Origin of the sequence: Streptomyces sp. NPDC057623, assembly GCF_042800355.1 — a bacterium.
GTDB lineage: Bacteria > Actinomycetota > Actinomycetes > Streptomycetales > Streptomycetaceae > Streptomyces.
The window spans coordinates 118,396-140,253 of the sequence record NZ_JBHVGZ010000001.1 but is presented as its reverse complement, the minus strand read 5'-3'; the positions used below and the strand labels follow the sequence as shown (position 1 = coordinate 140,253).

The 21,858-nt window shown below is 70.4% G+C and carries 23 protein-coding genes; 10 read left to right on the top strand and 13 right to left on the bottom strand.

Going from position 1 to position 21,858, the window contains the following annotated elements:
- The first annotated feature begins 123 nt into the window (after window positions 1-123).
- Complete coding sequence (gene purN, locus ACFU95_RS00680) at window positions 124-762, top strand: phosphoribosylglycinamide formyltransferase (protein ID WP_383820428.1); 639 nt, start codon at window positions 124-126, stop codon at window positions 760-762.
- Complete coding sequence (gene purH, locus ACFU95_RS00675; RefSeq protein ID WP_383819764.1) at window positions 759-2,342, top strand: bifunctional phosphoribosylaminoimidazolecarboxamide formyltransferase/IMP cyclohydrolase; 1,584 nt, start codon at window positions 759-761, stop codon at window positions 2,340-2,342. The genes purN and purH overlap by 4 nt, the downstream gene beginning before the upstream one ends.
- A gap of 84 nt (window positions 2,343-2,426) precedes the next feature.
- On the opposite strand, the gene ACFU95_RS00670 is transcribed toward purH, so the two are convergent.
- The 5 genes from ACFU95_RS00670 to ACFU95_RS00650 form a co-directional block, all read right to left on the bottom strand.
- Window positions 2,427-2,996 (bottom strand): L,D-transpeptidase family protein, encoded by a 570-nt coding sequence (locus ACFU95_RS00670; RefSeq protein WP_383819761.1) that lies wholly within the window; start codon window positions 2,994-2,996, stop codon window positions 2,427-2,429.
- A gap of 118 nt (window positions 2,997-3,114) precedes the next feature.
- Window positions 3,115-4,944: a protein kinase gene (locus ACFU95_RS00665; RefSeq protein WP_383819758.1), complete on the bottom strand. Its 1,830-nt coding sequence runs from the start codon at window positions 4,942-4,944 to the stop codon at window positions 3,115-3,117.
- 134 nt (window positions 4,945-5,078) lie between these two features.
- A complete protein-coding gene (locus tag ACFU95_RS00660; RefSeq protein ID WP_383819755.1) occupies window positions 5,079-5,474 on the bottom strand; it encodes a peptidase inhibitor family I36 protein in 396 nt (131 codons plus the stop codon).
- Between the two features lie 272 nt (window positions 5,475-5,746).
- Entirely contained in the window at window positions 5,747-6,118 is a 372-nt protein-coding gene (locus tag ACFU95_RS00655) for an ATP-binding protein (RefSeq protein WP_383819752.1), read from the bottom strand.
- Window positions 6,115-6,333: a hypothetical protein gene (locus ACFU95_RS00650; RefSeq protein ID WP_383819749.1), complete on the bottom strand. Its 219-nt coding sequence runs from the start codon at window positions 6,331-6,333 to the stop codon at window positions 6,115-6,117. The genes ACFU95_RS00655 and ACFU95_RS00650 overlap by 4 nt, the downstream gene beginning before the upstream one ends.
- Window positions 6,334-6,448: 115 nt before the next feature.
- Here ACFU95_RS00650 and ACFU95_RS00645 point away from each other — a divergent pair, with 115 nt between their 5' ends.
- A complete protein-coding gene (locus ACFU95_RS00645) occupies window positions 6,449-7,303 on the top strand; it encodes a helix-turn-helix domain-containing protein (protein ID WP_383819746.1) in 855 nt (284 codons plus the stop codon).
- On the top strand, window positions 7,281-7,478 hold the full coding sequence (locus tag ACFU95_RS00640; protein ID WP_383819744.1) for a DUF397 domain-containing protein: 198 nt from the start codon (window positions 7,281-7,283) through the stop codon (window positions 7,476-7,478). The genes ACFU95_RS00645 and ACFU95_RS00640 overlap by 23 nt, the downstream gene beginning before the upstream one ends.
- Window positions 7,479-7,495: 17 nt before the next feature.
- Here ACFU95_RS00640 and ACFU95_RS00635 read toward each other — a convergent pair whose 3' ends face one another.
- Both ACFU95_RS00635 and ACFU95_RS00630 read right to left on the bottom strand, forming a co-directional pair.
- The gene (locus ACFU95_RS00635; protein WP_383819742.1) at window positions 7,496-8,983 is read right to left on the bottom strand and encodes a protein kinase; all 1,488 of its coding nucleotides are present in this window, start codon (window positions 8,981-8,983) and stop codon (window positions 7,496-7,498) included.
- A gap of 80 nt (window positions 8,984-9,063) precedes the next feature.
- On the bottom strand, window positions 9,064-9,678 hold the full coding sequence (locus tag ACFU95_RS00630; protein WP_383819739.1) for an ALF repeat-containing protein: 615 nt from the start codon (window positions 9,676-9,678) through the stop codon (window positions 9,064-9,066).
- Between the two features lie 200 nt (window positions 9,679-9,878).
- Between ACFU95_RS00630 and ACFU95_RS00625 the strand changes: the two genes are divergently transcribed.
- A complete protein-coding gene (locus tag ACFU95_RS00625; protein WP_383819736.1) occupies window positions 9,879-10,442 on the top strand; it encodes a peptidoglycan-binding protein in 564 nt (187 codons plus the stop codon).
- 22 nt (window positions 10,443-10,464) lie between these two features.
- Here ACFU95_RS00625 and ACFU95_RS00620 read toward each other — a convergent pair whose 3' ends face one another.
- The 6 genes from ACFU95_RS00620 to ACFU95_RS00595 form a co-directional block, all read right to left on the bottom strand.
- Window positions 10,465-11,820 (bottom strand): protein kinase, encoded by a 1,356-nt coding sequence (locus ACFU95_RS00620; RefSeq protein WP_383819733.1) that lies wholly within the window; start codon window positions 11,818-11,820, stop codon window positions 10,465-10,467.
- Complete coding sequence (locus tag ACFU95_RS00615) at window positions 11,817-12,557, bottom strand: FHA domain-containing protein (protein ID WP_383819731.1); 741 nt, start codon at window positions 12,555-12,557, stop codon at window positions 11,817-11,819. Before ACFU95_RS00615 ends, ACFU95_RS00620 begins: the two co-directional genes overlap by 4 nt.
- A 156-nt stretch (window positions 12,558-12,713) precedes the next feature.
- Window positions 12,714-13,100: a hypothetical protein gene (locus ACFU95_RS00610; RefSeq protein WP_383819728.1), complete on the bottom strand. Its 387-nt coding sequence runs from the start codon at window positions 13,098-13,100 to the stop codon at window positions 12,714-12,716.
- A 91-nt stretch (window positions 13,101-13,191) separates the two neighbouring features.
- Complete coding sequence (locus ACFU95_RS00605) at window positions 13,192-14,802, bottom strand: protein kinase (RefSeq protein WP_383819726.1); 1,611 nt, start codon at window positions 14,800-14,802, stop codon at window positions 13,192-13,194.
- Window positions 14,799-15,560, bottom strand: coding sequence for an FHA domain-containing protein (locus ACFU95_RS00600; RefSeq protein WP_383819724.1), 762 nt, complete (start codon window positions 15,558-15,560; stop codon window positions 14,799-14,801). The genes ACFU95_RS00605 and ACFU95_RS00600 overlap by 4 nt, the downstream gene beginning before the upstream one ends.
- Window positions 15,561-15,729: 169 nt before the next feature.
- Window positions 15,730-16,365, bottom strand: a complete 636-nt coding sequence (locus ACFU95_RS00595) for a hypothetical protein (protein WP_383819722.1) — start codon at window positions 16,363-16,365, stop codon at window positions 15,730-15,732.
- A gap of 277 nt (window positions 16,366-16,642) precedes the next feature.
- On the opposite strand from ACFU95_RS00595, the gene ACFU95_RS00590 reads away from it, so the two are divergent.
- The 5 genes from ACFU95_RS00590 (at window position 16,643) to ACFU95_RS00570 (ending at window position 21,741) form a co-directional block, all read left to right on the top strand.
- Window positions 16,643-17,497 carry a bifunctional methylenetetrahydrofolate dehydrogenase/methenyltetrahydrofolate cyclohydrolase gene (locus ACFU95_RS00590; protein WP_383819720.1) on the top strand — a complete coding sequence of 285 codons (855 nt, stop codon included), beginning with the start codon at window positions 16,643-16,645 and terminating at the stop codon, window positions 17,495-17,497.
- Window positions 17,487-17,987 (top strand): DUF3017 domain-containing protein, encoded by a 501-nt coding sequence (locus ACFU95_RS00585; RefSeq protein WP_383819717.1) that lies wholly within the window; start codon window positions 17,487-17,489, stop codon window positions 17,985-17,987. The genes ACFU95_RS00590 and ACFU95_RS00585 overlap by 11 nt, the downstream gene beginning before the upstream one ends.
- 240 nt (window positions 17,988-18,227) lie before the next feature.
- The gene (locus ACFU95_RS00580) at window positions 18,228-18,728 is read left to right on the top strand and encodes a helix-turn-helix domain-containing protein (RefSeq protein WP_383819714.1); all 501 of its coding nucleotides are present in this window, start codon (window positions 18,228-18,230) and stop codon (window positions 18,726-18,728) included.
- Between the two features lie 413 nt (window positions 18,729-19,141).
- The gene (locus ACFU95_RS00575) at window positions 19,142-20,398 is read left to right on the top strand and encodes a DUF2690 domain-containing protein (protein ID WP_383819712.1); all 1,257 of its coding nucleotides are present in this window, start codon (window positions 19,142-19,144) and stop codon (window positions 20,396-20,398) included.
- Between the two features lie 353 nt (window positions 20,399-20,751).
- Complete coding sequence (locus ACFU95_RS00570) at window positions 20,752-21,741, top strand: malate dehydrogenase (RefSeq protein WP_383819710.1); 990 nt, start codon at window positions 20,752-20,754, stop codon at window positions 21,739-21,741.
- Window positions 21,742-21,858: the final 117 nt, after the last annotated feature.

Sequence of the window (21,858 nt, the reverse complement as noted above, 5' to 3'; positions counted from 1 at the left end):
CGGTATCGTTGCTGACGGTCGGCTGCTTCGTAGACTTCCCCGTATCCCGGGGCGCGATGCATTCGTACGAATATACAAAGCGTCGGCCGCATGAAGAACGCACCCCCGAGAAAGGGCCCCACCGTGGCCGCCAAGCCCGTGGCCGAGCGTGCCAAGCGCCTTGTCGTGCTGGTCTCCGGATCCGGCACCAACCTTCAGGCGCTGCTCGACGAGATCGCCGCAGTCGGCCCCGAGGCGTACGGCGCACAGATCGTGGCCGTCGGCGCGGACCGCGAGAACATCGAGGGGCTCGCCCGGGCCGAGCGCGCCGGCCTGCCCACCTTCGTGCGGAAGGTCAAGGACCACGGCAGCCGCGAGGAGTGGGACAGGGCGCTCGCCGACGCGGTGTCCGACCACGAGCCCGACCTCGTGATCTCCGCCGGGTTCATGAAGATCGTGGGGAAGGAGTTCCTCGCGCGCTTCGGCGGCCGGTTCGTCAACACGCACCCGGCCCTTCTCCCCAGTTTTCCCGGCGCCCACGGCGTCCGCGACGCCCTCGCGTACGGCGCCAGGGTCACCGGCTGCACCGTCCACTTCGTCGACGACGGCGTCGACACCGGACCGATCATCGCCCAGGGCGTGGTGGAGATCCGGGACGAGGACGACGAGAGCGCTCTGCACGAGCGCATCAAGGAAGTCGAGCGAAGGCTGCTCGTCGAGGTCGTGGGGCGGCTCGCCCGCAACGGCTATCGCATTGAGGGACGAAAGGTAGTTATCCAGTGACCGCCGACAGCACTGTCACGGCAGAGAGCACCAAGCGGGTCATCCGTCGCGCGCTCGTCAGCGTCTACGACAAGACGGGCCTCGAAGACCTCGCGCGCGGTCTGCACGAGGCGGGCGTCGAACTCGTCTCCACCGGGTCCACCGCCGGGCGCATCGCCGCCGCCGGTGTCCCGGTCACCAAGGTCGAGGAGCTCACCGGCTTCCCCGAGTGCCTGGACGGCCGCGTCAAGACGCTGCACCCGCGCGTGCACGCCGGCATCCTCGCCGACCTGCGCCTGGAGGACCACCAGCGGCAGCTGGCCGAGCTGGGCGTCGAGCCGTTCGACCTGGTCGTCGTCAACCTCTACCCGTTCCGCGAGACCGTCGCGTCCGGGGCCTCCCCCGACGAGTGCGTCGAGCAGATCGACATCGGCGGTCCGTCGATGGTGCGCGCCGCCGCCAAGAACCACCCGTCCGTCGCGGTCGTCACCAGCCCTGCCCGCTACGCCGACGTACTGTCCGCCGTGCAGAACGGCGGCTTCGACCTCACCACCCGCAAGCGGCTCGCGGCGGAGGCGTTCCAGCACACGGCGGCGTACGACGTGGCGGTGGCCTCCTGGTTCGCCTCCTCCTACGCCCCCGTCGACGACTCGCAGTTCCCCGACTTCCTCGGCGCCACCTGGGAGCGCGAGAACACGCTCCGGTACGGCGAGAACCCGCACCAGCCGGCCGCCCTCTACGTCGACGGCAATGGCGGCGGCCTGGCCAAGGCCGAGCAGCTGCACGGCAAGGAGATGTCGTACAACAACTACACGGACACGGACGCCGCCCGCCGTGCCGCGTACGACCACGCCGAGCCCTGTGTCGCGATCATCAAGCACGCCAACCCCTGCGGCATCGCGATCGGCGCGGACGTCGCCGAGGCGCACCGCAAGGCGCACGCCTGTGACCCGCTGTCGGCGTTCGGCGGCGTGATCGCCGTCAACCGGCCGGTCAGCAAGGAGATGGCCGAGCAGGTCGCCGAGATCTTCACCGAGGTCATCGTCGCGCCCGACTACGAGGACGGCGCGCTGGAGGCCCTCACCAAGAAGAAGAACATCCGGGTGCTGCGCTCCGCCGACGGCCCCGGCAACCCCGTCGAGGTCAAGCCCATCGACGGCGGCGTCCTCCTCCAGGTCACCGACCGCCTCCAGGCCGACGGCGACGACCCCGCCAACTGGACCCTGGCCACGGGCGATGCGCTGTCCGCCGGGGAGCTGGCGGAACTCTCCTTCGCCTGGAAGGCCTGTCGCGCCGTCAAGTCCAACGCCATCCTGCTCGCCAAGGACGGCGCGTCGGTCGGCGTGGGCATGGGCCAGGTCAACCGCGTCGACTCCTGCAAGCTGGCCGTCGAGCGGGCCGGGACCGAGCGGGCCCGGGGTTCGTACGTCGCCTCGGACGCGTTCTTCCCGTTCCCGGACAACATCGACGTCCTGAGCGCGGCCGGGGTCAAGGCCATCGTCCAGCCCGGCGGTTCGGTCCGTGACGAGCTGGTGGTCGAGGCCGCGCAGAAGGCCGGCATCACGATGTACTTCACGGGGACGCGGCACTTCTTCCACTGATCGCCGGGTCAGCACGCTTCGGCAACGCCGCCGTTCCAGGCTTCTCCCGTGGGTCTGGAGCGGCGGCGTTCCCGCGCGTGTGCGTCAGCTGACCTTGAGCGTCTTCGGGAAGCCGACCTTCTTGGCCTGCTTGTAGAGGTCCTTGATGTCGGCGGGCTTCAGCTTGATGCAGCCTTCGGACTTGTAGTTGTTGTCACCGGTCCACTGGGACGTGCCGTCCTTCTTCATCTTGCTGTGGATGAACAGCTCGGTCCGCTTGGTCACGCCGTTCTTGCATGTCTTGTCGTTCAGCGAGAAGGCGTAGCCCTTGATCACGGATCCGTCGTACTGGGTGTGGTACTTCCCGATCGTGTAGGTGCCGTTGGGCAGCCAGCCCTTGTTCTTCTCGCACTCGTTCGTCGTGTGGCCCGACCCGGCCCGGTACTGGGCGAGCGTCACGCGGCTGGTCCCCTGCTCGGTCACCCTCTGCTTGATCAGGCGGAGGGTCGAGTTGGTGTTCGTGTTCTTCTTGAACGTGAGGTAGTAGGACGTCGTGCCGTCGGACGCCCTGACCTCGGCCGGCTCGCCCGCCGCCTGAGCCGGCGTCAGCCCGGCGACGAATCCGCCGAGGGCGAGAACACTTCCGGCGATGGCCGCGCGCCTGTTCACTCGCATGGTGGTACACCCTTTCGTCGTCTTGATCGGACACGCTCACTGTGGCGGGCGTGGACGCAAGGGGGTACCTGCATAGTTTCAGGGGGCGCACCGGCTGGTTGCGTCAGGACGACGGGAGCTACGACGAACGACGCAGCGCGGCCCAGGTGTTGGGTCCGACCTCGCCGTCGACAACGAGCCCCTTGTCGCTCTGGAACAGCCGGACCGCGGACTCCGTGTCCGCGCCGAACTGTCCGTCCACGCCCGAGCCGCCGACGCTGTAGCCGCGCTTGGTGAGCATGCACTGCACCTGGACGACGCGTTGGCCTTCGTCGCCCCGGACGGTGAGTTCGGTGCCGGAGTAGGAGGTGCAGTCGGAGAGCCAGGGCGGGGTGGCGGGTGTGGTGGCCGTCTTGGTGGGGGTGGCGGTCGGGGCGGTGCCGCCAGTACCGCTGCCGCCTTCGCCGCCGTCGGACGGGGCGGAGGTCTCGTCGTCGGCGGGGGTGGCCTGCGTACCGCCGCTCGTGCCGCCCACGGACGCCTCCGGGGTCGCGGACTCGCCGGTCTCCGAGCCGGTGCCCTTCTCGTCCCCCTTCTCCTTCGTCCTGTCGTCGGAGGGCGAGGCGGAGGAGGTGGGGCGAGGGGAGGCCGGTGCGTCGCCGGGGGCGGTGCTTTCGACTGCCGTCGCGGCCGCGGCTGCGGCCGTGTCGGGGGAGGCCGGGCGGGTGAGGAAGAAGGCGCTCGCGGCGACGGCGCACACGGCGAGACCGGCGGCGACGGCGAGGAGGGCCTTCCGCTTCCCGCGCCTGCCGCCGCCCTCGGGGGCCGGGGCCTGCGCGGAGGTGGTGGGCTCGGTGGCGTACGGCTCGGGTGGCGTGGGCGTTCCGACCACGGGGCCGCGGGCGGGGAACGTCATGCCCTGCGAGGGCGTACGCAACTGGACGGTCTCGTGCGCGGACTGCCCGTCGGCTTCCTCGACGGCGACACGTTCCAGCACGTCGCAGGCCTGCCGTCGGGCCAGCAGCCGGCCGTTCAACGGCTCATGCCAGGAGGCGAGGCGGTCGTGACCGTGGCCGGCGGCCGTGGCGGCGTCGATGAGCTGCCGCGGGGTGGGCCGCCCGGCGGGGTCCTTCGCGAGGCAGGCGGCCAGAAGGCCGGCCAACGCGGGGTCCACGGCCGCGAGTTGCCCCATGACCTCCGACTTGGGCTCCTCGAACGCGACCCGGTGCATCACGTCGACGCCCGTGCCGTCCCCGAACGGGGCGTGCCCGGTGGCGGCGTAGATCAGGCTCCCGGCGAGCGAGAAGATGTCGGAGGCGGTGTCGCAGCGGCCCTCGCGCAGATACTCGGGCGCCATGAAGGCGGGCGTGCCGACCCTGCTCCCGGTCGAGGTGATCGCGCTGCTGTCGGCGGCCTGGGCGATGCCGAAGTCGATGACGTGCGCGCCCTGTGGGGACAGGATCACGTTGGACGGCTTGAGGTCCCGGTGGACGACATCGGCGGCGGCCATCGCCGACAGCGCCTGTCCGAGGTCCGCCACCAGCCGCCACATGCCGGCCGGCACCAGCGTGCCGCAGTCACGGACGGCGTCGGCGAGGTTGAAGCCGGGCACGTACTGCGTGGCCATCCACAGCAGCGTGTCGTCGAACCCGGTGCCGAGCAGCTGGGGCGCACGCGGGCTGTGGACCCGGGAGTGCACGGCGGCCTCCCGCTCGAAACGCCGACGGAAGCGGGGGTCCTCGGCGTACTCGGGACGGATCACCTTGACGGCGGCGAGGCCGGGGGTGTTGTCGACGGGCCGGGCCAGATACACCCTGCCCATGCCGCCACTGCCGAGGCGCCCGAGGGGGACGTAGGGGCCGATACGCCCGGGATCGGCGGGCTGAAGCGGGGTGGTGCCCGCCTGCTTCAGGGTGCCGTGGTCGAACGCCGGAGCGTCGGACGGCCCGGGTTGCCGATGGTCTGTCATGGATCCCCCGACTGGTTCCTTCCTCAACGCGCCTTCACATCGCGTGAGTTGCTGCGAGGCTATCGCGGTCGGGGCGGGCGCGTGGGGCGGGACGCTCACCGTGGCCGCGCCCGTGGCCACGGTGAGCGGCTACCTCAACTGCCGCACGATCCCTTGATCCACTGGTGCGAGCGCACCTTGTACGTGCCGGCGAGGTTTCCGCCCTTGCCCTGCTTGGTGCAGCCGACGCGATCCTCGTAGTCGTCCTCAAGGTAGTAGGCGACACCGGACCAGTTGCTGCTCGTGCCGTTGTTGTAGATCGACTTCACGACCGAGTCCTTGGCCCAGGAGCACTTGATCGCGCCTTCTTGCCAGTCCGGGTCGGCAGCGCTCCACATGCACACCTTGCCGGAGTAGTCCTTGCCCGTGTAGAAGCAGACGTGCTTCTCCGAACAGCCTGAGGGTGCCGCCGCGCTTGCGGTGCCCGGCAGGGCGAGCGTGGCGGCAACCGCCGCACCGGCGGCGAGGAGGGCGAGCGTCGAGCGTCCCATGTGTATGAGTTCCCTTCGGTGGGTTGTCCTGATGGTTGCGATGGCGTTTACGGCGATGCCGCTGGTCAGCGGCATTTGACCCACTTGTGGTCCGTGCCCGCCCAGACGCGGAGCCAGCCCGGTGGGCAGTCCGAGGCGGCCTTGGGGGAGTTGATGGTCATGTGTGCCGGCTCCCCCGTGTTGCGGCGCTTGGCCGAGGCCGTTGTCCGCCGGCGTCAGTCTGGGGACGCCGCAAGCCGGGGGGGAACCTGAAACATTTCAGGCATGCCGCTTCACGGCGTGCCGAGAACCTCGCACCACACGGTCTTGCCGGCAGGCGTCAGCCACACGCCCCAGCGCCGTGCGATCGCGTCGAGCAGCAGGAGACCGCGGCCCGTCTCGTCGTCCTCGGCAGGGCAGCGTGCGATGAGCCAGGCATGCGGGTCGGGGTCGGTGACCTCCACCCGCGTACGGCCGTCCTGGCCGGGCACCAGCCGGACGGTCACCGGGGTGCCCTCGCCGACGTGGTTGATCACGTTGGTCAGCAACTCGCTGACACAGAGCTGGACTTCGGGGCAGGGGAAGGCCATGTGCTCGCGTACGGCATGCCGGACCTCGGGTACGGCCTTGGGGAGCGCCAGCAGGTTGAGTACGAGGGGTTTCACCTGGCCGCCGCCTTGCGCAGGGCACTGATCAGCGCGCGGGCGGTGGCCTGGTTGCAGTTGCCGAGTGCGATGAGGGGGCGGGTGGGGAGCGTCCCGGCGAAGGTCGGCAGGTCGACGCCGAGGGAGGGCAGCGTGATGCCGTTCTCCGCGAGGGCGGCGCGGAGGTCTTCGACGCAGGTGTCGGTCTCGTGCCGGGTGTGGGGGTGGGGGTGCATGGGGACGCCTCCATGTGCGTTCTGTGATGAATCGCTCACAGACTGGCGCCGAGTTGCGTACCGTGAAAGGGGTTTCAGCTGTGCACGAGCAAGTGAGAAACGGCGGTGGTGGGTTGTGCCCGCGAAGAAGGACCCTGATGCTTCGGTGAGCGTTCCCTGCTTCTACGGCGCCGAGTTGCGCTATCGGAGGGAGCAAGCGGGCCTGACGCTGGAGCAGTTGGTGGAGGGGAGCTTCCGGGGGATCTCGTTCCTCAGCCAGATCGAGCGCGGCGAGCGGGGGATGCCGATGGACTTCGCCCGGCACGTGGATGAGCGGCTGGGAACCGACGGCTTTTTCCAGCGACGGTGTGAAGATGCGGCCAAGGCTCGGCGGGCGGGGCACCAGTCGTACTCCGCGGATATCCCGGACCTGGAGAAGCAAGCGCTGACGCTGGAGGAGTGGGCGCCGAACGTCGTCCCAGGGCTGCTCCAGACCGGAGGATACTTTCGGGGGCGAGCTAAGTATGCGGACCCAGAGGCGCCACCGGAGGTGGTCGAGGAACGTGTCCATGCACGGTTGGCTCGTGCGGAGTTGTGGAAACGCCAGTACCGGCCCACCTACTGGGGGATCCTGCGCGAGTCGGTAGTCCGAAGCTCACCGCTTCCCCCAGCAGTGATGGCGGAGCAGGTGGAGCACATCATCGACGTGATCCGATCCACCCAGAGCGTTCTTCAGATTGTTCCGGAAACGACCCCTTGGCACCCGCTGGAACACGGCATGGCCAAGATCATGACCTTCGCCGACGCACCACCGCTGGTGTACACGGAGGGGGATTTCAACGGACACATCGTCGACTATCCGGCCCGTGTGAAGGAGTACCGTCGTAGATACGATCTGCTCCGGGCCGCCGCACTGCCACCCGAGGCGTCCCTGGCCTTGATGGAAGAAGCAGTGAGGACCTATAGAAATGAAGCGCAGCAACGGGATTGACACGAGCTCCGTAGCTTGGCGCAAGAGCAGCTACAGCAACGACGAGGGCGGCGAGTGCCTCGAAGTAGCCGACAACCTCCCCGGCATCATCCCCGTCCGCGACTCCAAGAACCCAGAGGGCCCCGCCCTCGTGTTCCCCGCCCCCGCCTGGGACGCCTTCATCCAGTCCCTGTAGGCGGCGGCGTACGGGCGTCAGCCGAACAGGGAAAGGATCGTCCACAGCACCGACTTGGTCGAGCAGCTGTCCACCAGCCGGTGTGACCGCGGGGCGGCTCTGCCCGCCACGTTGCCCATGGAGTTCACGGTCGAGCAGCCGCTGCGTTGGGCCATGCGGCGGCGGTCGGCGCCGGCGGGCTCGAAGTCCGTCCCGCGGAAGTAGGTCAGATCGTGCTTCTTCCGCTCGTCCGCGATGTTGTTGAAGATCGAGCGGACCGGAGCACTCGCCGCCCAGGTGCAGGTCTCGTCGCCCGATGACCAGTCGGCGTCGTCGCCGCGCCAACTGCACATACGGCCGTTGCCGTTGTACTCGCTGAAGAAGCAGGCGCTGTCCTCGGGGCAGCGGTGGTAGCCGTAGACCAGCTCGCCGTCGGGCCCCCTGGACGCCGACTCCGTGGGCAGGGCCCTGTACACCGGCACTCCGTCGTCCTGGTTCACGTACAGGTAAGCCGCCCCCATCGTCCCCGTCGTCGCCAGGAGCACTGTCGCCAGGGCCGCCGTCAGTACGGGGTGCCGCCGCCAGAAGCCAGGGCGCAGGCGTGGCAGGCGGGCCGAGCGGGCGACGCCGGCCGCCGCCTCCACGCGGCGCAGGAGCGTGGCCGTGTCGTGTACGGCGCGGTCCCGGTGTCTGGGGGCCAGACAGTCCCGTACGATCTCCCGCCACGCGTCGGGCAGTTCGGGGGACAGCCGCAGCTCCTCCGCGCCCCGCGCGTACCGCATCGCCGAGTCGGTGCGCGCCTCCGTGCTGCCGCCCGGCAAGGGGAAGGAGCCGGTGAGTACCACGTGCGCGAGGACGCCGAAGGCCCAGACGTCGCCGGAGGGACGGATACGTGCGCCCCGTTCGTCGATCTCGGCCCAGAACAGTTCCGGTGGGGTGTAGTCGGGCGTGGCGAAGACGGGAGCGTACGCGTGTGTGCCGTCCAGTTCGGAAGCCATGTTGAAGTCGCCCAGTCGCGCCGAACCGTCCTTCATCAGCAGGACGTTGGCGGGCTTCAGATCGCCGTGCACCCAGCCCGCGTGGTGCAGTTGGTGCAGGCCTTCGCAGATCTGGGCCAGCAGCGCCGGGCCGGACTCGGGCTCAGGGCCGTGTTCCAGTACGGAGTCCAGGGAGCCCTCTGCGCGTTCCAGAACGATGACCGTGGCGCCGTCGAGTTCGGGATGGCCCGGGTCGTCCACGGTCAGCGTCTCGTACATGCGGATCAGGCGCGGTGCGCGGAGCCGCTGCAGCAACTCCACCTCACGCTTGGCCAGTTCGCGCAGATGGCGCAGTTGGCGCGGAGTACGGGTGCCGGTCGGCAGGAACTTCAGGGCCGCCCGGCGGGGCAGAGCGGGATCCGCGTCGCTGGTCGGCCGGCCCGCGTACACGGTCGCGAAGGCACCCGACGCGAGCGGCTCCCGTACCTCCCAGTGGCCCACGCGGTAGCCCTGCGGTACGGGGACCGCGTGCGTCTGCTGTCCGGTCATCCGGTCACCCTCCCCCTGCCCGTGAGGACAACCCTCGCCCTGCCGACGAGAGGCAGAGCAAGGGCGTATCCAGTCGGGCCCTAGCCGTCCACCTCGTACTGCCCCACCTCGATGAAGTACCGCAACTCCTCCGGCGTCCCGTCGATGGCCTCCTCCGCCGCGGCCCGCAGCGCGTCGCTGATCGTCGGGTCGGCGAGGATGCGGGCCACGCGGACGCGGTCGTCCTCGGCGACGGCCAGGCGGTGGCCGGTCTCCAGGAAGGCACGCAGCGCTTCCGGGGTGTTGGCGTCGAGGGCCTCGTTGGCCTCCCTGATGACCGCCCTGTCGGTCTTCGGGTCGGCGGAGGCGAGGATGCGCGCGATGGCGACGCGGTCGTCCTCGGCCTGGGCGATCCAGCGGCCCGTCTCCAGGAAGTACCGCTGGTCCTCGATGGTGCCGTCCAGGGCCTTCTGCGCGGCGGCGTGGACGGCCCTGCCCGTGGAGGGGTCGGCGATGATGCGCGCGATCGCGACCCGGACGTCGTCGTCGGACAGGTCGTCGACGCTCGTCGAGCCGGCCGCGTCGGAGGTGGCCACCACGGTGGTGGCGGAGGACGGCGGGGCCGACTCGGCGGCGAGGGCCGGGCCTGCCAGCAGGAGCGCCGGGGCCAGAGCGGCGGCTATCGCGAGGGTCAGGGCGGTACGGGTCCGTCTCACGTGTGAACCTTCCTCGGTGGGTCAATCGGCGCAGGTGAAGCGCCGACGTGTTCATCATCCTTGCAAGCGCGCCCGAACTCACGGCAATAACTCCCCCTGGCGGCCTGCTCTTTCGGCACCCACCCTGAAACCTTCGAGGGTGACCCGGTGCCCCCTCCGTGTGACTCTGCACCTGGCAAACACGACCCGAGGGGGAGCACATGAGTTTTCTCAAGAAGCGTTCACGGGTGGTAGCGGCGGTCCTGGGTGCCGCCATGGTGACCACACTGGGGCTGGCGGCATCACCGGCCTCGGCGAAGGTGTCCGACGGCTGGATACGGGGATACGGCAAGTTCTCCGACGACTGGGACGACGAGGGCGAGCTGTCCCGCACGTCGCCCTGGCGAAGCTCCAACGCGACGTGCCTGTGGCAGCGCATCCTGTGGGCTGAGGGGGCCTACGCCACGAACTACGACAACAAGATCTTCGAAGAGGGCCACATCGACGGGGACTTCGGGTGGCGCACCCTCTATTCGACCATTGACCTGCAGAAGAAGCTGGGGGAATCCGCGGACGGCATCGTGGGCGAGAAGACCCTCAGCCGGGTCAACAAGCACATGTACAAGATCGGGGGGTCGACCGACAGCGAGAGGACCCTGTACCTGCGGTACGAGGGCAAGAAGCACACCTTCGATCTGCGCCGCAACACCGAGGGGAAGTACGTCTTCCCCGACCGCAAGGGCGACGCGCGCCAGGCGGGGTACAAGTACCACTCCTGCGGCTGACGGACCGCCCCGCGGCTGCGGGTCAGACCTCTCCGGCCTTGCGCAGCGCGCTCCATGTCCGCGCCTCCACCACCCCGTCCGCGTCCAGCCCCGCCCGCTTCTGGAAGGTCACCACCGCCGCGTGCGTCAGGGGGCCGAAATCGCTGTCGGTCTCACCGACTTCGGCGATGCCGTGCAGGTAGCGGAGCAGGCACTGGGCCTCGCGGACCTGGCTGCCGCCGTCGCCCTGTTTGATCGTGAAGTCCCAGGAGTCGCTCTGGCCGGCGGTGTAGCCGCGGCCGTACTTCTCGTCCTCGTACACCACGGGCTTCTGGCACCCGGCCGGCGCCGCCGTGGCGGCCGGGGGCTCGTCGCGGAGTGCGTACGTCACCGCCGTCCCGCCCAGCATCGCCACCGTCACGAGTGCCGCGATCAGTACCGGACGCCGCCACCGCCGGGGTCGTAGCCTCGGAAGGCGGGCCGAGGGAGAGGCGCCCGCTGCCTCTTCCACCCGGCGCAGGAGGGCCCCCGCGTCAGGCACCCGGGCGACGCGCTCCGGGTGCGTGGGGGCCAGACAGTCCCGGACGATCTCCCGCCACGCCTCGGGGAGTCCGGGGGAGAGGCGCAGCTCCTCGGTGCCGCGCGCGTAGCGCGTCGCCGCGTCGGTGCGGGCTTCCGTGCTGCCGCCCGGCAGTGGGAAGGAGCCGGTGAGGACGACATGGGCGAGGACGCCGAAGGCCCAGATGTCGGCGGTGGGCCGGACGCGGGTGCCGCGTTCGTCGATCTCGGGCCACAGGAGTTCCGGCGGGGTGTAGTCGGGTGTGGCGAAGGCGGGGGCGTAGGCGTGGGTGCCCTGCAACTCGGCGGCCATGTTGAAGTCGGCCAGCCGTACCGAGCCGTCCTTCATCAGTAGTACGTTGGCCGGCTTCAGGTCGCCGTGGACCCAGCCGGCGTGGTGCAGTTGGTGCAGGCCCTCGCAGATCTGGGCGAGCAGGGCGGGGCCCGATTCCGGCTTGGGGTCGTGGTCCAGTACGGCGTCCAGGGAGCCCTCGGCCCGCTCCAGGACGATGACGGTGGCGCCGTCCAGCTCGGGGTGGTCCGGGTCGTCGACCGTCAGGGTGTCGTACATGCGGATCAGGCGGGGTGCGCGGAGCCTTGCCAGTAACTCCACCTCGCGCTCGGCCAGTTCACGCAGGTGCCGTAGCTGGCGCGGGGTGCGGGTGCCGGTGGGCAGGAACTTCAGGGCCGCCCGGCGGGGCGGCTCCGGGTCGTGCTCCTCCGCGAGCCGGGCCGCGTACACCGTGGCGAACGCGCCGGAGCCGAGGGGCTCGCGCACCTCCCAGGGACCGAGCCGGTAGCCCTTGGGGACGGGGACGGCGTAGGACGACCGTCCGGTCACCGGACGGCCTCGCGCGCCGGGGCGGCCAGCACCGCCAGGTCGTCCTCGCGGACCAGGTCGAAGCGGAGTGCGAGGGAGACCAGCGACTCCTTCTTGCCGTTGACGCGCTGTCCGGGCTCGGCGGTGTCGGGACCGGGGCGCAGCCGGAGTTTGAGGGCCAGGTAGTCGATGTTCCAGTACACGGCGGACCGACTGGCCGTCGGCCAGACGCCCCGCAGCCGCTCCACCAACTGCTCCACCGCCGGCAGCGATGCGTGCGGCTCCCCGCGCAGCCGGGGCTCGCACAGGGCGGCCAGCACCGCGAAGTACCGGCTGGTGCGGTCCAGGGCGAACGCCGGGGCCGTGACGGGGCCGGGGAGTCCCTGGCGGTCGGCACTGCGGAAGGCGTGGCGCGGAGCCCAGACGTCGAAGGTGAGCAGGTCTCCCGCGGCGGGCAGCACCACCCGCGCGAACTCGAACGGTACGGGGGCTTCGAGACGGCCCGGCGCGATCTTGAGGTGCTCTCCCGCGCCCTCCGGGTTCTCCACCACGTAGGTCTGGTGCTCGCTGAGATTGCTGAGCAGCCAGAAGGAGCGGTGGGCCGTGATCTCCCCGGCGACCCGGGGCACCCCTTCGTGCGCGATGGTCAGGCCGCCGTCCGGCGCGGCCCTGCCGAACGAGAGCCGCTCACCGGCGGCGATCCGCAACTGGTCGTCCACCCTGCCGCAGGTCGGCGGCACGACGATGACGCTGTACATGGACCCGTCCCCCTCAAGATCCCCAGTTCAACGTTCAACATGGGAAAGGGTAAGGGATACCTAATTGCGGAAGCGAAGCTTTGGCACGGCATGGCGCGTCGCGGCCTCCGACCCTCCCCCGAGGGAGCCGGAAGCCACGACGCGGGCCGTCATCGCTCAGCAGTTGCGCAGGCCCGGGACCGCCCCGTAGTTCACGCCCCCGGACACCTTGTTGGCCGGGAACCAGCCCCAGCCGCCGTTGCTGACGTTGGTGTCGGCCTGGGTCCACAGCCACCAGTCGTTACGGGCGTCGCCGACCGGCGGGTTCTCCTGGCCCGGGAACTTCTTCTGGCAGACGAACCAGTTGTCGCCCGCGTTCAGCCAGCCCGCGACGGCGCCGTTGAACATGACGTTGCCGCCCTGGTAGTTGTGGCAGTAGCGGGAGTCGTTCGGTCCGCTTCCCCAGCACCCGTTCGGTGCGGCGGACGCACCCGTCGGCGTCAGGGCGACGGCGCCCGTGGCGAGTACGGCCGCCGCACCCAGCGAGGCGAGCATGCGCTTCATGGTCGAGGTCCCTCCGGTCCTGCCACCCCCGTGGTGGACAGGACCACGATGGAACCCGCCGCTCGCGCGCGGTACCTCAGAACTCTCAGGGTCACGCCTTACGGGGCGGGGTGTACTCCTCTATGTACTGAGCGACACGGGCGGTGTAGTCGCGGTCCTCAGGCGTGTACTCCTTGAGGAAGTGGGCGACACGGGTGGTGTAGGCGCTGGTGTTCGGGGGAGCACCGCCCGCGTCGTTCACCTTCTTGTACGACGTCCGGTAGGCGGCGGCGAGCAGCACCCGTCGGTCGCCGGACAGGTCGTCCCGGAGCCGGGGCTCGATGAAGCAGAGATAGCGGCCCACGGCCGGAATGGACTCGGAGGGGGTGATGGGCGGACTCGGGGTCTCCTTCGCGGGGACGCCGTCGTCACGGATCCACCAGCGCAGCACGGCCGGAGTCCAGCGGGCGATGCCGTACTCGTTCTTGGCGGGGTCGGAGAGATCCGGGTCGAAGTCGCTCTCGGCCTTCAGCAGCGCGGCGATCAGGGCGGGGGTGACCTCCCGCTGGACACAGTCGTGGGCGGAGTCGACGATCAGACGGCGGTACGCCGCCGGGATGCCCTTGTCGGTACGGAGCTCGTCGGCGCCGTACGTCGCGGGCGTCACCTTCTCGCTCCCGCCGCCCGGACCGCCGCCGTCGGCCCAGTCGCTGACGCCGTACCCGAGGACCGTGGCGGCGACGACGGCGACCGCCGTGGCCACGACCTTCGTACGGCGCGAACGGCGGCGCGGGAGCAGCCTGCGGGGCAGCCGGGGGGAGCGGCCGGTGCCCGCCGCCGCCTCGACCCGTCGCAGCAGGTCGTCGGTGGGGATGCGGTCGGCATGGGTGCGGGACAGGCAGTCCCGCACGATCTCCCGCCAGGCGTCCGGGAGTTCGGGCGACAGGCGCAGTTCGTCGGTGCCGCGGGCGTAGGCGGCGCCGGCGTCGCGGCGGGCCGTCGGGGTGGCGCCGGGCAGCGGGAAGGAGTCGGTGAGGACCAGATGGGCCAGCACGCCGAACGCCCACACGTCGGCCGACGGACGGATACGGCGGCCGCGCTCGCCGATCTCCGACCACAGCAGCTCCGGCGGCGTGTAGTCGGGGGTCGAGAAGGCGGGCGTGTACGCGTGCGTGCCCTCCAGCTCGGCCGCCATGTTGAAGTCGGCGAGCCGGGCCGAACCGTCCGGCATCAGCAGCACGTTGGCCGGTTTCAGATCCCCGTGCACCCAGCCCGCGTGGTGCAGCTGCGCCAGCCCCTCACAGATCTGCGCGAGCAGGACGGGACCGGCGGCGGGGCGGGGCTCCGCCGCGACCAGGGCCGACAGGGAGCCCTCCGCCCGCTCCAGCACGAGGACGGTGGCGCCGTCCAGGACTGGCCTGGCCGGGTCGTCGACGACGAGGGTGTCGTACATCCGGATCAGGCGCGGCTGCTTCAGCCGGCGGTACAACTCGACCTCACGCTCGATGAGTTCGCGCAGGTGGGTGAGTTGGCGCGGGGTGCCGGTGCCGGTGGGCAGGAACTTCAGGGCCGCCGTCTTCGGGAGGCCGGGCAGGTCCTCGCCGGACGCGACGCGCCTGCCCTCGTACACGCTCCCGAACGCCCCCGTGGCGATCGGCTCCCGCACCTCCCACGCCCCCAACCGGTACCCCTTCGGCACCGGCACGGCGTACGGCTCGGTCACCGGGCCGCCCGGCCGGACAACGGGGCGGACGAGGGCTCCCGCAGGACGACGAGGTCGTCCTCCCGCACCAGGTCGAACCGGAGCGCCAGGGAGACCAGCGACTCCTTCTTGCCGTTGAGCCGCGGACCCGTGTCCGCCGTCTCCGGACCGGGCTTGAGGCGCAGCTTCACGGCGAGGTAGTCGATGTTCCACTGCACGGAAGTGCGGGACGCGGCCGGCCAGTTGGGGCGCAGTCGGTCCACCACCTGGTCGACCGTGGGCGGCGGGGCGTGCGGTTCGCCGCGCAGGCGGGATTCGCACAGCGCGGCCAGGACCGCGAAGTAGCGCTTGGTGCGGTCCACCGAGAAGGCGGGAGCGGTGGTCGCACCGTCCAGGCCGCCCTCGGAGCTGAGGTAGTCATGGCGTGGCGCCCACACCTCGATCGGCAGCAGATCGCCGGCCGCCGGCAGCACGATCCGTGAGAACTCGAAGGGGACCGGCGCGTCCAGGCGCCCCGGCCCCACCTTGATGTGCTCGCCGGCCCCCTCCGGGTTCTCGACGACGTACGTCTGCTCCCGGCTCAGGTTGCTCAGTATCCAGAAGGCGCCCTGCGCGGTGATCTCACCGGCTCTGCGGGAGACCCCTTCGTGCGCGATGGTGAGGTCGTTGCCGTCGGCGGAACGGCCGAAGCCGAGGCGCTCGCCGGGTGCCAGCCGGAGCTGGGTGCGGTCGGTCTCGTCCTCCGTGGTCGGCGGAGGTACCACGATGATGCTGTACAAGGTGCGTCTCCCCGTGCCTGACGGCTACCCACGTCAGAGTAGAGGGGACGCAGCGGGGCCGTGCCCCCCTCGTAAGGGTGAGACACGGCCCCGGCTGGGAAATGGCGCGAACTCTTCAGTCACGCGTGAATGTTCGGTGCGTGAAGTGAAGCGTTCAGTGGTGCGGCGCTCAGTAGCGCGGGCGGTTGAACCAGGCCGACGCGGCGCTGTTCACCATCGAGGCGAGGATGATGCCGGCGATGGCGAGGGAGATGAGCCCGCCGAAGGTGGCGGAGCCGTTCGCCCCGTTCACGATGTTCACGATGCCGCCGAGGATCATCAGCGACGCGTACACGATCGTCGTGATGCGGATGCCGCTGCCACCGTTCTTGAACTTGACGCCCAGGAAGATGGAGAGGGCGCCCAGGCCCACCATGAGGGCCGCGATCAGGAAGCCGAGACCGGCCAGGGTGTCCGTGGAGTCACCGGAGCCGACACCGTTGGACAGGTCCTGGGCGGCACCCACGGCGATACCGGCGATGATGCCGAAGAGGATCTGGAAGCCGGAGAGGATGAAGAGGAAGACGCGCGCGGTCTTCATCAGACCGGGCATCTCCATCGGCATCCCGTTCCCGCCGGGGTAACCCGGGTATCCGGGGTAGCCCGGCTGGGCCGGCTGCCCCTGCGGGTAGCCGTAGGCGGGCGGCTGCTGGGGGGCGCCCTGCGGGTAGCCGTAACCGGGCTGGGCCGGGGGCTGCTGCGGCGGGTAGCCGGGCTGCTGGCCCTGGGGCGGGCCGTAAGGGTTGTTCGGGTCGCCGAAGCTCATCGAGCGGGTCCTTCCTCCGTTTTTGTTCCAGTGCGGGGACGACGCGTGGCACGGCTCGGAGGAAGTTCTACGGATGCGGTTCGTCCCCCCGGTACTGCCCGCGGCACTAGCGTCTCATCGTTCTTTAGACGCCTCTTACTTGTCCAGCCGCATTCCCTATGTGTTGTGCAAGTGCAACATCACCGATCATGAGCGGATACGTGAGGAGATGCCGCGGCGCGGGTGCGGGGAGACCCGGATTGGTACCGGGAGGGCGTCATCCGCGAGGATGGGAGGCATGACCGCCCAGATTCTCGATGGCAAGGCCACCGCAGCCGCGATCAAGTCCGATCTGACCGCCCGCGTGGCGGCGCTGAAGGAGAAGGGCGTCACGCCCGGCCTCGGCACGATCCTCGTCGGGAACGACCCCGGCAGCCAGAAGTACGTCGCCGGCAAGCACCGCGACTGCGCGCAGGTCGGCATCGCCTCCATCCAGCGCGAACTGCCCGACACCGCGACGCAGGAGGAGATCGAGCGGGCCGTCCGCGAGCTGAACGAGGACCCGGCCTGCACCGGTTACATCGTCCAGCTGCCGCTGCCCAAGGGCATCGACGAGAACCGCATCCTCGAGCTGATGGACCCGGACAAGGACGCCGACGGTCTGCACCCGATGAACCTCGGCCGCCTGGTCCTGAACGAGCCGGCCCCGCTGCCCTGCACCCCCAACGGCGTGCTCACCCTGCTGCGCCAGTACGGCGTGGAGATCAAGGGCGCCGAGGTCGTGGTCGTCGGCCGCGGTGTCACCATCGGCCGGCCGATGCCGCTGCTGCTGACCCGGCGCAGCGAGAACGCCACGGTGACCCAGTGCCACACCGGGACGCGTGACCTGTCCGCGCATCTGAAGCGCGCGGACATCATCGTCGCCGCCGCGGGCTCCGCCCACCTGATCCGCCCCGAGGACGTCAAGCCGGGCGCGGCCGTCCTCGACGTCGGTGTCTCGCGCAGCGCCGAGGGCAAGATCGTGGGCGATGTCCACCCCGGTGTCGCCGAGGTGGCCGGCTGGATCTCCCCGAACCCCGGTGGCGTGGGCCCGATGACGCGGGCGCAGCTGCTGGTCAACGTGGTCGAGGCGGCGGAGCGCAGTGTCGGCTGAGGGCCGCGCCGACAGCGCGGAGGAGAGCGTGGCGGAGACCGCGGAGGAGATCGAGGTCCGGGACCCGGTGAGCGCCCCGGACGCGGACGGTGTGCCGCGGCGGACCACCCGTCGCTTCCCGCTGTTCACCAGGGACACGGCCCGCCCCGAGGGCGGTGGCCGTGCCGCGGGCGGTGACGCCCCGGCGCCCGCCCGGCAGTGGCCGGTGCTGCTGGTGCTCGGACTGGTCGGGGTGGGCCTGCTGATCACCGCGCTCGACGTGTTCCGGGCCGGGACGCTGGTGATCGGCAGTGCCCTGCTGGCCGGTGCGGTGCTGCGCTGGCTCCTGCCGAGCGTCGGCATGCTCGCCGTGCGCTCCCGCTTCACGGACATGGTGACGTACGGCGTGCTGGGCCTCGTGATCGTGCTGCTGGCGTTGATGGCGCAGCCGGATCCGTTGCTGAGGGTCCCGTTCCTGAAGGACGCGCTGCATTTCACGGTGGACAGCTGAGGCGCTCGCGCCCGCCCGTCTTCCGCTCCACCGCTCTTCCGTATGACGGCGGCCCGTCCTCTCCCCCGAGGAAGGACGGCCCGCCGTCTGCGTCCACCCTCGGGCACGGCGCCGAGGCTGTTCAACGACTGTCAGTGCGCTGTGGCACGGAAGTGACCGTTCCGCCACGTCGGGGTCGGTCCGGGAACCAAGGCGCGCTCCCGCGTCGTCACCCGATCGGATCTGGTTCGGAGGTGAGCGATGGGTGCCTGGCAGCCGCTGCCCGACGATCTGCCGCCGGAGGTGCGGCACTTCGTGGAGCAGTTGCGGCAGCTCAAGGACCGTACGGGCCTGAGCCTGGTCGCGCTGGGCGCGCGTACCGCGTACAGCAAGTCCTCCTGGCAGCGTTACCTCAACGCCACGCAGCCCCCGCCGCGGCAGGCGGTCGTCGCGCTGTGCCGGGTGGCGGGCGTCGGGAAGGACGAGGCGGAGCGCTTCGGGGTGCGGTGGGAACTGGCGGTGCAGGTCTGGCCGAAGCCCGTGACGGTCCCGGCGAAGCCCGACGGCACGGGGGGTGCCGGGGACGGCGAGGAGCGCGGGGACGAGGACTGCGAGGCGTACGAGGACGACCCCACCCTTCCCTGGTGGGACGCGCCGCGGAAGGAGCCGGAGCCGCCGTCACGTCGGCTGCTGGTCGTGGCCGGGGTGCTGGTCGCGGCCCTGATGCTGCTGATGGTGGTCGGGATGATCGCGTCGGGATGACGCTCAGGGGTCGGACTTGTCCGGATGCGGTGCATGTGACGTGAGTGATCGTTTATGTGCTTTCTGTGTGTCGATGTGTTGACAAGTTCGCGGATTTGCAAGGAAGTCGTCCGTCGGGCGGGCTAGCGTGGTCGATCGGGACCGTCCGGGGTGTCCCATGTGTTGGCAAGGGCTTACTGCCAGGGTTGCGTCGGCGGGGGAGGGAAGCCGGTGGAACACTGGACGGGGTCCGACGGGCGTGCAACGGTGCATGCCCACGGTCCCAATGCTCCCGTGCGCCCCCTCCCCGGGAACTGAGATCCTTACTGGGCGCATCCCTGTGGGTAGCCAGAACGGGGACTCGGCAGAGGGCACCACGCGCGGGGGAAACGCGAGAAACACCAGCACGAACCGGGGGGAAGAGGGGGGAAGCAATGCCTCGTTGGAGGGCCTTGCCGGATGAACTCGATCCGCAGGTCAGGGAGTTCGCGAGCCAGCTGCGCCGGCTTGTGGACCGCAGCGGTCTGAGCATCGCGGCGTTGGCCGACCGCACGGGATACAGCAAGACGTCCTGGGAGCGGTATCTGAACGGGCGGCTGCTCGCGCCCAAGGGCGCGATCGTGGCGCTCGCCGAGGTCACGGGCACCAATCCCGTTCACCTGACGACGATGTGGGAGCTCGCCGAACGGGCGTGGAGCCGTTCGGAGATGCGCCACGACATGACCATGGAGGCGATCCGGATCTCTCAGGCCCGCGCGGCGCTGAGCGAGTTCGGGGCGCCCCCGGCGAACGCCAAGGGGGGCGCGAAGGCGGCCAAGACCGCCCGCAAGGGCGGGAGCGCGACGGCGACGCCCGGAGTGGCGGGGCCCGCGGGTGTCGCACCGACCATCCCCCCGGTGCCGGCGCAGCCCACGGCGCCGGAGGTACGCGACTCGGCGGTGCGGGACTCACCGGTCCGGGATGCTCCGGTACCGGGTTCCACTGGGGGTGACGTCCGGGAGGGCGGCTCCTCCGGGGGCAACTCGTGGGGAATGGCGGGATATCGGGGGCCGGCGCCGACGGGCGGTGGTCGTGCGTCGGGTGCGGCGCCGGCCGGAGTGTCCGGCATGTCCGGTGCCTCCGGTTCGGGGACGCCCAGTCCGTACGGCGAGCCCCCGCAGGGGCCTCGTCCGGGACACGGCGCCTCCTCCGGCGGGGGCGGTGGGAAGCGGCGGCTGACGATGTTCCTCGCGGGGGTCGTCGGTGTCCTGGTCGTGATCGCCGCGGTGTTCTTCCTGACCGACGGCGGCGGGAAGAAGAACGAGGACGCGGTGCGGTCGCCCTCGCCGTCCGTGTCGACCGACCCCGACCTGCCGGCCGGCGTGCAGTGCAGCGGTGATTCCTGCACCGGCAAGGACGCGGAGACCATGGGGTGCAGCGGTGACCTCGTGACGACCGCCAAGACCGCGACCGTCGGTACGGCCGTGGTCGAGGTCCGCTACAGCGAGACGTGCGGTGCGGCGTGGGGGCGTGTCACGCAGGCCGCGCAGGGGGACGAGGTGGTGGTGACGGTCGGCAAGACGAAGGAGACCGGCACGATCACCGCCGTCGGCGACACCATCGCGTACACGCCGATGGTGGCCGTGAAGGACGCGGGCGACGCAACGGCCTGCGTGACGCTGGCCGCTGGGCAGGAGGGGTGCACGCAGTAGCGGTGAGGGGGCGGGGGCGAAAACAATTCGGGCCGGGCAGGAATGGCCGTCGGCAAAGTGGGCACGCGCACCGTACCCCCACGGGAGTCCGGCAACCGGTACCCCCACCCGGCGGCCGCCCACGTCCCCCTCTCCCGGACAGGGCGGCCGCCTCTTTTTGCCGCACCGACTCGCCCTTTTTGCCGCGGTCATGGTCATTCTGTGGGGCGGGCCACACGGACCCGGCCGTGCGAGATCCCGGATGCGCGATAGCCTGACCGGTGGATCTCTCGACGCCAAGAGATCGATCATCTCTACACCCCGCACCCCGGGGCAGGGATGCCCTCACCGCCAGCTGTCATACGGAGAACGCCATGACCCGCACTCCCGTGAACGTCACCGTCACCGGCGCGGCCGGCCAGATCGGTTACGCCCTGCTCTTCCGCATCGCCTCCGGCCAGCTGCTCGGCGCGGACGTGCCGGTCAAGCTGCGCCTCCTGGAGATCACGCCCGCGCTCAAGGCCGCCGAGGGCACCGCCATGGAGCTCGACGACTGCGCGTTCCCGCTCCTCCAGGGCATCGACATCAGCGACGACCCGAACGTCGCCTTCGACGGCGCCAACGTCGCGCTGCTCGTCGGTGCCCGGCCCCGTACCAAGGGCATGGAGCGCGGTGACCTCCTGGAGGCCAACGGCGGCATCTTCAAGCCGCAGGGCCAGGCCATCAACGCCCACGCCGCGGACGACATCAAGGTCCTGGTCGTCGGCAACCCGGCCAACACCAACGCGCTCATCGCGCAGGCCGCCGCGCCCGACGTACCGGCCGAGCGCTTCACCGCGATGACCCGCCTCGACCACAACCGCGCGCTGACGCAGCTCGCGAAGAAGACGGGCTCGACGGTCGCCGACATCAAGCGCCTGACGATCTGGGGCAACCACTCCGCCACCCAGTACCCGGACATCTTCCACGCCTCCATCGCGGGCAAGAACGCCGCCGAGGTCGTGAACGACGAGAAGTGGCTGGCCGAGGACTTCATCCCGACCGTCGCCAAGCGCGGTGCGGCGATCATCGAGGCCCGCGGCGCCTCCTCCGCGGCCTCCGCCGCCAACGCCGCCATCGACCACGTCCACACGTGGGTCAACGGCACCGCCGACGGCGACTGGGTCTCCATGGGTATCCCGTCCGACGGTTCGTACGGCGTGCCGGAGGGCCTCATCTCCTCCTTCCCCGTCACCACCAAGGACGGCCAGTACGAGATCGTCCAGGGCCTGGAGATCAACGAGTTCTCCCGCGCCCGGATCGACGCCTCCGTCCAGGAGCTCGCCGAGGAGCGCGAGGCGGTCCGCTCCCTCGGTCTGATCTGAGCCCGTCTCCGCGGCAGTTCTGTCACGAACCTGCGCAGGCCCCGTTCCGGTTCCTTCCGGAACGGGGCCTGCGGCCGTTTTCGCCGCTAACGTCGAAAGCGGTACGCAAGGGGTGAT